This window comes from Streptomyces sp. NPDC050508 (assembly GCF_040655155.1).
Lineage (GTDB): Bacteria > Actinomycetota > Actinomycetes > Streptomycetales > Streptomycetaceae > Streptomyces.
Window position 1 is genome coordinate 311,352 of sequence record NZ_JBFAJJ010000003.1, and the last position, 12,470, is coordinate 323,821.

8 protein-coding genes are annotated in these 12,470 nt (G+C 70.9%); all 8 read left to right on the forward strand.

The window, feature by feature from the left end; all coding sequences use genetic code 11:
- The first annotated feature begins 139 nt into the window (after positions 1-139).
- The 8 genes from AB0I69_RS10900 to AB0I69_RS10935 all read left to right on the forward strand — a co-directional run bounded on the left by AB0I69_RS10900 (position 140) and on the right by AB0I69_RS10935 (position 12,453).
- Positions 140-2,590: a Pls/PosA family non-ribosomal peptide synthetase gene (locus tag AB0I69_RS10900; RefSeq protein ID WP_363095270.1), complete on the forward strand. Its 2,451-nt coding sequence runs from the start codon at positions 140-142 to the stop codon at positions 2,588-2,590.
- Positions 2,591-2,633: 43 nt separating this feature from the next.
- A complete protein-coding gene (locus AB0I69_RS10905) occupies positions 2,634-4,718 on the forward strand; it encodes a non-ribosomal peptide synthetase (protein WP_363095271.1) in 2,085 nt (694 codons plus the stop codon).
- A gap of 55 nt (positions 4,719-4,773) precedes the next feature.
- On the forward strand, positions 4,774-5,778 hold the full coding sequence (locus AB0I69_RS10910; RefSeq protein ID WP_363095272.1) for a TauD/TfdA family dioxygenase: 1,005 nt from the start codon (positions 4,774-4,776) through the stop codon (positions 5,776-5,778).
- The gene (gene sbnB, locus AB0I69_RS10915) at positions 5,775-6,806 is read left to right on the forward strand and encodes a 2,3-diaminopropionate biosynthesis protein SbnB (protein WP_363095273.1); all 1,032 of its coding nucleotides are present in this window, start codon (positions 5,775-5,777) and stop codon (positions 6,804-6,806) included. Before AB0I69_RS10910 ends, sbnB begins: the two co-directional genes overlap by 4 nt.
- A gap of 32 nt (positions 6,807-6,838) precedes the next feature.
- Entirely contained in the window at positions 6,839-7,825 is a 987-nt protein-coding gene (gene sbnA, locus AB0I69_RS10920) for a 2,3-diaminopropionate biosynthesis protein SbnA (RefSeq protein ID WP_363095274.1), read from the forward strand.
- A gap of 69 nt (positions 7,826-7,894) precedes the next feature.
- The gene (locus AB0I69_RS10925) at positions 7,895-9,529 is read left to right on the forward strand and encodes an acyl-CoA dehydrogenase family protein (RefSeq protein WP_363095275.1); all 1,635 of its coding nucleotides are present in this window, start codon (positions 7,895-7,897) and stop codon (positions 9,527-9,529) included.
- 206 nt (positions 9,530-9,735) lie between these two features.
- Complete coding sequence (locus AB0I69_RS10930) at positions 9,736-11,025, forward strand: GAF domain-containing protein (protein ID WP_363095276.1); 1,290 nt, start codon at positions 9,736-9,738, stop codon at positions 11,023-11,025.
- 168 nt (positions 11,026-11,193) lie between these two features.
- The gene (locus tag AB0I69_RS10935; RefSeq protein WP_363095277.1) at positions 11,194-12,453 is read left to right on the forward strand and encodes a hypothetical protein; all 1,260 of its coding nucleotides are present in this window, start codon (positions 11,194-11,196) and stop codon (positions 12,451-12,453) included.
- The last annotated feature ends 17 nt before the right edge of the window (positions 12,454-12,470 follow it).

Consider the following 12,470-nt stretch of genomic DNA (forward strand, 5'->3'; position numbering starts at 1 on the left):
ACTCCACTCTCACGAATTCCCATTCACCACACCCGTTTCGCGTGCTTTTTATTTTGCTCCTGCCGTGAACAACGGGCGCGACTCCACCGTATTTGTCTTTGTCAATTCAAAGACGCGATCAGTATCAAGGAGCCACGTGGTGGGAAAACCCGGCACCGGCACCGAGACCGTTCTCGCAGAGGTCCTGGCCGGTGTCGTACGCAAGGAAGTCATACCGCTCGACAGTCACTTCTTCGACGATCTGGGCGCCAACTCGCTGGTGATGGCGCACTTCTGCGCACGGGTCAGGAAACGTGACGACCTGCCGTCGGTGTCGATGCGGGACGTCTACGGCTATCCGACGATCCGCAGTCTGGCGGCGGCACTCGCCGACACGTCCGAGCCTTCCGCGCCGGCCGAGGCCGAGGCCCCGCCGCCCGGCAGCACGGCACGCTATCTGCTGTGCGGGGCGCTGCAGTTCATCATTTTCGCCACGTACTGCGCGCTCGCCGGAATGGTCACGGGCCGCGGCTACGAATGGGTTTCCGGCGGGAACGGAGTGGCTCAGGTCTATCTGCGTTCCGCGATATTCGGTGGCTCGGTGTTCGTCGGCGTGTGCACGGTGCCGGTGGTGGCCAAGTGGGTACTCGTGGGCCGCTGGAAGGAGACCGAGTTCCCGGTCTGGAGCCTCGCCTACGTCCGTTTCTGGACAGTCAAGGCGCTGCTGCACGCCAACCCGATGATCCTGTTCGCCGGCAACCCGCTCTACGTCCTGTACCTGCGCGCCCTCGGCGCCCGGATCGGCAAGGGCGTCACGATCCTGTCCCACTCCGTACCGGTCTGCACCGACCTGCTGACCATCGGAGACGGAACGGTCATCCGCAAGGACTCCTTCTACCTCTGCTACCAGGCACACGCCGGCCGCATCCGCACGGGCCGCGTCACGCTCGGCAGCGAGGTGTACATCGGCGAGAAGACGGTCCTCGACATCGGCACGACCATGGGGGACGGGGCCCAACTCGGCCACTCCTCCGCCCTGTACGACGGCGCACACGTCCCGACGGGCGGGCGCGCGCACGGTTCGCCTGCCCAGCCCACGGACGTCCACTACGTCCGGATCCCGCACGCGGACTGCTCCACGGCGCGCCGCTTCGGCTACGGCCTGGTCGCGTTCCTGCAGATGCTGCTGGTCTACGTCCCGCTCGCGATCGGCGGCACCTACATGCTGCTGACCGTGGTCCCGGCCCTCGACCACCTGCTGGACCCGAACACCAAGGACCTCAACTCGGGCCGTTTCTACGTCGAGGCGCTGGCCCTGTCGCTCGTGGCGTTCGTCGCGTTCGTCGTCCTCGGCTTCGCCGGGGTGTCGCTGCTGCCGAGGCTCCTGCGTCCGCTGCTGCGCCCGGACCGGGTGTATCCGCTGTACGGCTTCCACTACTCGGTGCAGCGCGCGGTGGCCCGCATGACCAACCTGAAGTTCTTCAAGTGGCTGTGCGGCGACAGCTCGTACATCGTCGGCTATCTGAAGGCCATCGGCTACGACCTCGGCGAGGTGGAGCAGACCGGCTCCAACTTCGGTACGGAGGTGCAGCACGAGACGCCGTACCTGGCCACCGTGGGAAGCGGCACGATGGTCGCGGACGGTCTGTCGATCGTCAACGCGGACTTCTCCAGTACGTCGTTCCGTGTCTCGCGCGCCTCGATCGGGCCGCGCAACTTCCTGGGCAACAACATCGCCTACCCGTCGGGGGGACGCACCGGCGACAACTGTCTGCTCGCCACGAAGGTGATGGTGCCGCTCGACGGTGAAGTCCGGGAGGGCGTGGGCCTGTTGGGCTCGCCGTGCTTCGAGATCCCGCGCTCGGTGGAGCGCGACAGCCGCTTCGACCATCTGCGCGAGGGCGACGAGCTGAAGCGCCGCCTCGCCGCGAAGAACCGGTCCAACCTGCGCTCGATGGGCCTGTACCTGTTCGTGCGCTGGCTGCACTGGTTCCTGCTCACGGTGCTCGGCTTCGCGGCCGTCGACCTGTACGGGGGCGAGGGCATCGGCGGGGGGCTCCTGATCGGCGCGTCCCTGATGCTCGGGCTCGGCTTCACCGCCGGGTACTACGTGCTGGTGGAGCGCCTGGTCGGCGGGTTCCGGCCGCTGGAGCCGAAGTTGTGCTCGATCTACGACCCGTACTTCTGGTGGCACGAGCGGCTGTGGAAGGTGCCGGACACCTATCTGAACGTGTTCAACGGGACGCCGTTCAAGAACGTGATCTGGCGGCTGCTGGGCGTGCGGATCGGCCGGCGGGTCTTCGACGACGGCGCCTACATCACCGAGCGCACCCTGGCCGCGATCGGCGACGACTGCACGCTGTCGGCGCACACCAAGGTGCAGTCCCACTCGCAGGAGGACGGCACGTTCAAGTCCGAACTCATCACCATCGGCGCGGGCTGCACCCTCGGGGTGGGGGCGCTCGTGCACTACGGCGTGTCGATGGGCGACGGGGCCGTACTCGCCGCCGACTCGTTCCTGATGAAGGGCGAGGAGATGCCGGCGTTGTCCCGGTGGGGCGGGAATCCGGCGGTGGCCCAGCGCGGCGCCGTCCAGCACATGTCTCCCTGACGGCGCACGCCGTAGGGGGAAGGAAACAGGGGGGAAGAGAAAGATGGAGATCATTCCGCGGTGGACGCTCGCTCCGGTGCCCGGTGTGGCGGAGTACGAAGTGTCCCTGCCCGACGGGCTGTTGATCGAGCCCGCCGCATTGAAGACCGCTCACGCGAAGGTGCTCGGGGCGCTCTCCGGTGAACCTGTCGAGGAGGACCCCGCGGTGCGGGTGAGTGTCGGCGACGGCACCCTGCGACTGCGGTACCGCACGGACGTCCTCGACGCCGAGGCCGCCGCCCGGGTCGCCGGCTACCACGTCACCGCGCTCACCGAGCAGGATCGGCCGATCCTGCTCTCCGAGGCCGAACTCCGGTTCCAGCTGGACGAGTTGGCAGGCCCGGACCGCGAGCTGCCCGACCGGCGGGTGCACGAGCTGTTCGAGGAACGGGTGTCGGCGCATCCGGACGCCGTCGCCGCCGTGCAGGGCGACCGGCAGTGGACCTACCGGGAGCTCAACTCCCGCGCGAACCAGCTGAGTCGGGCTCTCCTGTCCCGGGGACTGACCCGTGAGGGTGTCGTCGCCGTGGTGCTGGAGCGGAACCTCGACTGGATGGCCGCCGTGCTCGCCGTGTTCAAGGCGGGCGGGGTCTACCTGCCCGTCGAGCCGCACTTCCCGGCCGACCGCGTCGCGCGGGTGCTCGACCGCGCCGGGTGCGAGGTGGTGCTGACCGAACACGGCAGCGACGGCGCGCTGAACCCGTCCGACCACACGCTCTACGTCGACGACGCGTACGCCGAGGGCCACTCGGACGGCGATCTCGGTATCGCGGTCTCCCCCGGTCAACTCGCCTACATCTACTTCACGTCGGGCTCCACGGGTGAGCCCAAGGGCGCCATGTGCGAGCACGCGGGTTTCCTCAACCACGTGTACGCCAAGCTCGACGACCTGGGGATCGGGGCCGGGCAGGTGGTCGCGCAGACCGCGCCCCAGTGCTTCGACATCTCCCTGTGGCAGCTGGTCTGCGCGCCGCTCGTGGGCGGGCGGACGCTGCTGGTGGAGCAGGACGTAATCCTGGACGTGGCGCGGTTCGTCGACACGATCGAGGCGGGGCGCGTCGACGTGCTCCAGGTCGTGCCGTCGTATCTGGAGGCCGTCCTGGCCGAGTTGGAGCGCCGGCCGCGTGAACTCCCGGACCTGCGGTGTGTGTCGGTCACCGGGGAGGCCGTGAAGAAGGAGCTCGTGGAGCGCTGGTTCGCGGCCCGGCCCGGGGTGCGGCTCGTCAACGCCTATGGCCTGACGGAGACTTCGGACGACACCAACCACGAGGTCATGGACCGGGCACCGGACGGGGCTCGCGTCCCGCTCGGGCGGCCGGTCTCCAATGTGCGGGTGTACGTCGTCGACGAGGATCTGGTGCCCGTGCCGCTGGGGGCGCCCGGCGAGATCGTGTTCTCCGGTGTGTGCGTCGGCCGGGGGTACGTCAACGATCCCGAGCGCACGCGGGCGGCGTTCACCGAGGACCCGTACCGGCCCGGTGAGCGGCTGTACCGCAGCGGTGACCACGGGCGCTGGCGTCCCGACGGCAAGCTGGAGTTCCTGGGACGCCGGGACAGCCAGGTGAAGATCCGCGGCTTCCGCATCGAGATCGGCGAGATCGAGAACGCGCTGCTTCGGGTGGACGGAGTGCGGGACGGTGCGGTGGTCGTCGTCCGCGGGACGCAGCTGGTGGCGTTCTGCACCGGCCCGCGGCCCGTCGGGGCCGACGCCGTGCGGGCCCGGCTCGCCGAGTCGCTGCCCGCGTACATGGTGCCGTCGGTCGTGCACTGGCGGGCGTCGCTGCCGTTGACCGCCAACGGCAAGACCGACCGCAGGACGCTCACCGCGCTCGCCGGTGACCTGGAGGCGGTCGGCGACGGGCCGGGTACGCCCGCCGAGCGCCGGGTGGCGGCCGCCTGGGCCGCGGTGCTCGGCATCCCGGCGGACCGGATCGGCCGCCAGGACCACTTCTTCGACCGCGGCGGCACCTCGCTGGCCGCCGTGAAGCTGGCGGTCGCCCTCGACCGGGCGGTCAGCCTCAAGGACGTCACCCGTCACCCGGTCCTCGCGGACCTGGCCGGACTGCTGGACCCGCCGGTCTCCTCCTGAGCCCAGCCGCACCCCCGGTCGAACGCTCAACTGCATCACCGAAAGGAACACCGAGATGTCGCTCTCATCCGCGACCCTTCTCCACGCCGTCACCCTGAGTCCGGACGGTCCACCGCTGCTGCAGGCCGACGCCGGCTCGGACCCGGTCGGCTGGGCCGCCGGGCACCGTGCGGCGCTGCGGGCCGTCGTCGCCGAGCACGGCTGCGTCCTGGTCCGTGGTCTCGGCCTCGCCGACCCGGCCGGCGCCGAGACCGTCTTCCGGCGGCTCACGGACTCCCTGATGCCCGACCGGGAACCGTTCGCGCCGCGCCGCACCTACGCGGAGGGCGTGTACTCCGCCACCAAGTGGCCCACCGACCAGCCGATGTGCCTGCACCACGAGTCGAGCTACGCCCTGGAGTTCCCCGGCCTGCTGCTCTTCGCCTGCCTCGACGCGCCGACGGAGGGCGGTGCGACCCCGGTCGCCGACGCCGAGGCCGTACTGACGTCGTTGCCCGCCCCGCTGGTGGAGCGGTTCGAGCGGGAGGGCTGGCTGCTGACCCGGACGTACCACGAGGAGATCGGGGCGTCGGTCGCCGAGGCCTTCGGCACCGAGGACCGTTCCGTCGTGGAGCGCTACTGCCGTACGCAGGGCATCGAGTTCGCCTGGCAGTCCGACGGTTCGCTGCACACCCGGCAGCACCGCGCCGCCGTGCTGCGGCACCCGGTCACCGGCCGCCGCTGCTGGTTCAACCAGATCGCGTTCCTGAACGAGTGGACGATGGAGCCCGAGGTGCGCGAGTACCTGATCGACGTCTACGGCGCCGACGCGCTGCCCTTCAACACCCGCTTCGGGAACGGCGATCCGGTCGACGCCGACATCGTGATGTCCGTCAACGAGGCCTACGACGCACACGTCAGGCGCGAGCCGTGGCGTTCCGGGGATCTGCTGCTGGTGGACAACGTCCGTACCGCGCACGGCCGGGACCCGTTCGAGGGCCCGCGCGAGGTGCTCGCCGGACTCGGCGACCCGGTGCGGCTGACGGACTGCGCTCCGACGGGAGGGGTGAGGGCGGCATGAGCGACTTCGGCACACCGTCGTTCACGGTCATCAGCGGCGAGCAGGTCCAACAGGCCCTGACCGGGCGGGAGTCCGAGATCGGCGCGCTCGTGGAGGCCACCTACCGGCTGCACGGCGCGGGCGAGTCGGTGAACCCGCCGTCGTTCTTCCTGCGCTTCCCGGACCGCCCGTCGTCCCGCATCATCGGGCTGCCCGCCTCACTGGGCGGGCCACTGCGGGTGGACGGCCTGAAGTGGATCTCCAGCTTCCCGGGGAACACCGGGTCGGGGCTGCCCAGGGCCTCGGCGGTGCTGATCCTCAACGACCCCGAGACCGGCTATCCGTATGCCTGCCTGGAGAGTTCGGTGATCAGCGCCACCCGTACGGCGAGTTCGGCGGCCCTCGCGGCCGACCGGCTCAGCCAGGGACGCGAACGGCCGCTGCGGGTCGGGTTCTTCGGCACCGGCCTGATCGCCCGCTACATCCACACCCATCTCCGCGCCACCGGCTGGGAGTTCGAGGAGACGGGCGTGTACGACCTGTCCGCGGAGAGCGCGGAGGGGTTCCGGGGGTATCTGGAGCGGTCGGGAGCGCAGGGGCGGATCACGGTGCACGACAAGGCCGAAGGTCTCGTCCGCTCCAGCGACCTGCTGGTCTTCGCGACGATCGCCGGCACGCCGCATGTGCACGATCCGGCGTGGTTCGACCACCATCCGCTGGTCCTGCACGTGTCGTTGCGGGACCTCGATCCGGCGATCCTGCTCGCGTCCGCCAACTTCGTGGACGACGTGGAGCACTGCCTGAAGGCCGACACCTCCCCGCATCTCGCCGAACAGGCCACCGGCGGGCGGGAGTTCATCGACGGCACGCTGGACGACGTGCTGACCGGGCGGGTGACCGTACCGACGGACCGGACGGTGGTGTTCTCGCCCTTCGGCCTCGGGGTGCTCGACCTCGCGGTCGGCAGGTTCGTCCATGACGAAGTGGCTCGACGGGGCGAACTGCGCGTCGTCGACGGGTTCTTCCACGAGCTGCGCCGGTACGGCTGACGGCGATCGTGGCGCACCACTAGGGGGAAATCATGACCGTCATATCCGATCCCGCGGAGTTCAACGAGGACGAGCTCTACGTCGATCTGCGGGCCTCACTGGGGTTGCCGCTCTATCTGAAGTGTGAGGGGTTCAACTTCGCCGGCTCGATCAAACTCAAGGCCGCCACCGAGATGGTGGACGCCGCCGAACGGGACGGCATCCTGCGGCCCGGCTCGGTGCTCGTCGAGTCGTCGTCCGGCAACCTGGGGGTGGCACTGAGCATGATCGCGGCGAGCCGCGGTTACGGCTTCCTCTGCATCACCGACAGACGGTGCAACCTGCCCACGGTGCAGCTGATGGAGGCGCTCGGCAGCCGGGTCCACATCATCGACCAGCCGGACGGACACGGCGGCTTCCTGGGCGCCCGGATCGCGTACGTGCGGGCGCTGTGCGCCTCCGACGAGCGGTACGTGTGGCTCAACCAGTACACCAACCAGGGGAATTGGCGGGCGCACTACCGCACCACGGCACCCGCCATCGCCCGCCGGTTCCCGCAGCTGGACGTGCTGTTCGTCGGGGCCGGCACCACCGGCACCCTGATGGGCTGCGCGCGCTGGTTCTGGCAGTGGCGGCGCCCGGTGCGGATCGTCGCCGTGGACGCCGTCGGCTCGGTCACCTTCGGCGGGGAGGCGCGGCCCCGGATGATCCCGGGGCTGGGCACCAGCGTGGGGTCGGCCTTCCTCGACGAGTCGTACGTCGACGACGTCGTCCACGTCGAGGAGACGGACACCGTGCAGACCTGCCACCGGCTGGCCGCGCGGGGCTTCCTGTTCGGGGGGTCCACCGGCACGGTCGTCAGCGGGGCCGGCCAGTGGCTGGCCCGGAACGGGTGGCCGGACAGGCGACACGGCCCGACCGCGGTGGCCATCGCCCCTGACCTGGGCGAACGCTATCTGGACACCGTGTACCGCGCGGGATGGCTGGAGGAGGAGACACCGGAGAGAGAGATGCTGACGGCCATGTCCCAGTCGGCCTGACGTGCACGGCGGTGGCTGTGTCAGTGTGGAGATCCAGACCACCGCCGTCCGCACGGGTAGGTTCCAGCCATGGCACGCACCACCCACACCGTGACGAACCAGACTCCCCCACTGGTCGGATACGACGTCTTCACCGCCGACCGTGTCCTCACGGCGGCGGTGGAGCGGCACACGGCACCCGAACTGCTCGGCGAGGTACGGGCCGACCTGTCCGCACTGGGCCGCTCCGCCGGTTCGGCCCAGCTGCAGGAGTGGGGTGCGCAGGCCAACGACAACCCCCCGGGCCTGCGCACCCACGACCGCTACGGCCACCGGATCGACGAGGTCGAGTTCCATCCGGCCTGGCACCGGCTGCTCGGCAAGGGTGTGGCGGCCGGGCTGACCGCCGCCTGGAACCGCCCGGCCGGCCATGTCCGCCGGGCCGCCGGACTCCTGGTCTGGACCCAGGTCGAGGCGGGCAACGTCTGCCCGCTGTCGATGACCCACGCGGCGGTGCCCGCCCTGCGCGCCGATCCGGCGCTCGCCGCCGAGTGGGAGCCCCGGCTGACGTCCATGGTCTACGACCGTGAGCTGCGGCCAGCCCACCTCAAGGCCGGGGTGGTCTTCGGGATGGGCATGACGGAGAAGCAGGGCGGCAGCGACGTCCGCGCGAACACGACGGCCGCGCGACCGCTCGCCGAGGACGGGACGTACGAGCTGACCGGCCACAAGTGGTTCTGCTCGGCACCCATGTCCGACGGTTTCCTCGTGCTGGCGCAGGCACCCGGCGGGCTCACCTGTTTCCTGGTCCCCCGAGTGCTGGCGGACGGCACCCGCAACGTGTTCCTCCTCCAGCGGCTCAAGGACAAGCTGGGCAACCGGTCGAACGCCTCCGCCGAGGTCGAGTTCGACGGGACCTGGGCGCGCCGGGTCGGCGACGAGGGGGACGGCGTACGGACCATCATCGGGATGGTCGCGGCGACCCGGCTCGACTGTGTGCTGGGCTCGGCCGGGCTGATACGGCAGGCGGTCGCGCAGGCCGTCCATCACACCGCCCACCGCGAGGCGTTCGGCGGCACGCTCATGGACAAGCCGTTGATGCGCAATGTGCTGGCCGATCTCGCCCTGGAGTCGGAGGCGGCCACCACGCTCGCGCTGCGACTCGCGGCCGCCTACGACGACGGTGGTGAACAGGAGCTGGCCTTCCTGCGGTTGGCGGTCCCGGCCGCCAAGTACTGGGTGACCAAGCGCTGTTCACCGGTCGCGGTCGAGGCGGCCGAGTGCCTCGGCGGCAACGGGTACGTGGAGGAGTCCGGACTGCCGCGCCTGGTACGGGAGTCACCGCTCAACTCGATCTGGGAGGGCGCCGGGAACATCCAGGCCCTCGACGTACTGCGCGCGCTGCAACGCGAACCGCAGGCACTGAACGCCTTCCTGATCGAGGTCGGCCGGGTGCGCGGCGCCGATCACCGGCTGGACGGGGCCATGAAGAACCTGCTCGTCGAACTCGCCGACCTGGAGGGCATCGAGGGCCGCGCCCGGCGCCTGGTCGAGCGGATGGCGCTCGTCCTCCAGGGGGCGCTGCTCGTGCAGCACGCGCCACCGGAGGTCGCCGACGCGTTCTGCGCCTCCCGGCTGGGCGGCGACTGGGGTGCGGCCTTCGGCACCCTCCCGCCGACCCTGGACCTCACGTCGATCGTGGAACGCGCCCGGCCGACGGCCTGAGCAGCACCGGTACATCGCGAGGGTGGTGCTGCGCCGACACGGCACCACCCTCGCAGCGTGGGACAAGTTTCAGACACCGTACGGCTGTTCACCAGGGTTGCAGAGGGTTGCAACTTGATGGCCACTGTGTCCGGACTGTCTCCCTCCGTCACCGCGGAGCGGCACTATGAGAACAACAGTCGATACGGGACCGGAGAGAAGGACCCATGGCGAACCCGCCGGCCGGCCTGTCGCAGCGCGCCACCGTCGACGCCGCGCGGACGGCACGGATGTTGAACGACGCCCGGCACACCACGCTCTCCGGACAGCGCGCCCGCACCGCACCGCGCCCGGTGATCGAGGAGTCCTGGGAGCGCGCGTTACGCGGCGGGACCCACCCCGACCACGATCTGCGGACCGGGCTGCTCTCCCGCGAGGAGGTGGAACGGCGGCGCGGCACCAGCCCGTTGCGGCACGTCCTGCCGGTGCTGCGGGAGGGCCTGGTGTCGGTCGCGGACGCCGCGCACCACATCGTGCTGATCGCGGACGACGAGGGCCGGGCACTGTGGCGGGAGGGCAGCGCGGCCGTGCTGCGCAAGGCCGACGAGGTCGGCATCGAGGTCGGCACGGACTGGCGCGAGGACGTCGTCGGCACCAACGGCGTGGGCACCCCGGCGGTCGTACGACGGCCCGTGCAGGTCTTCGCCGGTGAGCATCTCTCTCGCGCGCTGACCGCGTTCACCTGTGCGGGCGCCCCGATCACCGACCCCAGGGACGGCCGGCTGATCGGTGTCGTCGATGTCAGCGGCCCGCTGGAGACCATGCATCCGGCCACCCTCGCCTGGGTCGACTCGGTGGCCAAGCTCGCCGAGGCCCGGCTGCGGGAGCTGCACCTGACCTCGCTGGAGCGGCTGCGCGCGGTGGCGGCGCCGATCCTGCCCCGGATCGGCGGCCGGGCCCTGGTGGTGGACCGGGACGGCTGGACGGCCGCGGTCACCGGAATGCCGTACGTGAGGCGGGTCGCGTTGCCCAAGTCGCCTTCCGGGGGCCGCCGTTGGCTGCCCTCGCTCGGGCTGTGCTCGCTGGAGCCGCTGGCCGGGGGCTGGTTGATCCGTGCCGGGGACGAACCGGTGACGGGCGCCGCCACCCGGATCGTCCTCGACCTCGCGCTGCCGCGCCGCTGGTCGGTGACCGTCTCCGGCAGCGCCGGCTCCTGGACCCACGAACTGAGCCCCCGGCACGCCGAGTTGCTCTACCTCCTGGCCCTGCACCGCACCGGCCGCAGCGCCGCGGCCCTGGCAGAGGACATGTTCGGCGACCCGGGCCGCACGGTGACGGTCCGCGCGGAGATGTCGCGGGTACGGCGCTATCTCGGGGCGTTCCTGGAGCACCGTCCGTACCGCTTCCGCGAGGACGCGGAGGTCGAGGCGCTGCTGCCGGACGACCCGCGCGAGCTGCTGCCGCACTCCACGGCGCCGGGGGTGGCCGGGGGGCGGACGTCGGTCCGGGTGCCGTAGCGGACAGGTGGCGCAAAAGACACGTCCGGCAGCATCTTCCGCATATTTGCAGGGTCTTACCCATGGGGCGGCCACGACTGCCGTAGCATCCCCCTACGGGCCACCCCACCTGCTCCCTGGTCAACGCACGGATCACCAGGCGCAGTTGGCTCGCCTCGGGAGGACACTATGAGTGCACGTGGGCGACACCGCCGGCGCAAGCGGGGCAGGGCGCTGCGCGCCGTGCTGACCGGGGCCGCCCTCGGCCTCACCGCCGCGGCGACGATGATCAGCGCCTCGCAGGCGACGGTCGGTTCCGATCCCGGGGCGCTGAAGCCGCTCACCGCGGCCTCCGATCTGGGCGCGTTGCGGTTGCGGGAGACTCTGGAGCCACAGCAGTCCCTGGACCGGCTCGCCTCGGCGATGGGCCGCCCGGTGGGCGTCGACACCGTCCTGAAGAGCGCCGATCACACCCTGCGCGACGCCGCGGACTGCACGGCCGACGAGAAGACGGCGCTGCCCGTCGCACCGGCGGCCACGCGCGCGTACTGCTGGGACAGCGGCGACGCGGCCGACCCCGCCTGGACACCCCGCGCGGTGACCACCTCGGGCGACGCCGACGAGGACGGCTGGTGGGGTTCGAACCGGGTGATCCTCTCCGGCTGGACCGCGAACACCCGCGGCCTGGCCAAGGTCGCCTTCGTGAACGCCGCCGACCCCGCCCACCTGACCTACACCTGGGCCCTCCTCGCCGTACCGACGGACGGCGGACGCGACTACCGCGGGCTCGTCTCGAAGGTCTCCGGCATGGTCTGGTACGAGGACAAACTCCTGGTCACCACCACGAGCGGGACCCGCGACGCCCTCTACGTGTACGACATGAACCGCATCCAGCGCGCCACCGTGACGGCCGGTGCGGTCGGCCGGGTGCGTGACGGCTGGTCGGCGGCAGGGTACCGGTACGTACTGCCCGCGGTCGGGTCGTACCGGCTGACCGGCGGCACGTCGGCCGTACGGCCCGTGGGCCTCTCCCTGGACCGCAGCACGGTCCCGGACAGTCTGGTCGCGAGCGGAGCGAAGCGCCTGTGGCGCTACCCCTTCAGCCTGGATCCCACGCGGCCGGGGCTGCTCGCCACCGACTCGGCGGGGCGCGCGGTGCCCGAGGAGGCGTACGCGACGAAGGTCAGCGGTACCGGGGGCGTGCTCGCGAACCGGTCCGCCTGGTACCTGGGCGGCGCGGCCGGGTCGGAGAGCGAGCGCGGCTCGATGTGGCGCCAGAACACCGGCGGCGCGAAGGCCACCGAGTGCGGGGCCGACGAGACGCACCGGTGCTGGAGCACGCAGTCCGATTCCCTCTCCTACTGGCAGGAGACGGGCGAGGTCTGGTCGGTGTCCGGCCGGATGCTGTTCGCGCTGCCGCTGAACTCGATCGACAGCTCGCTCAATTGATCAGCTGATCGACAGAT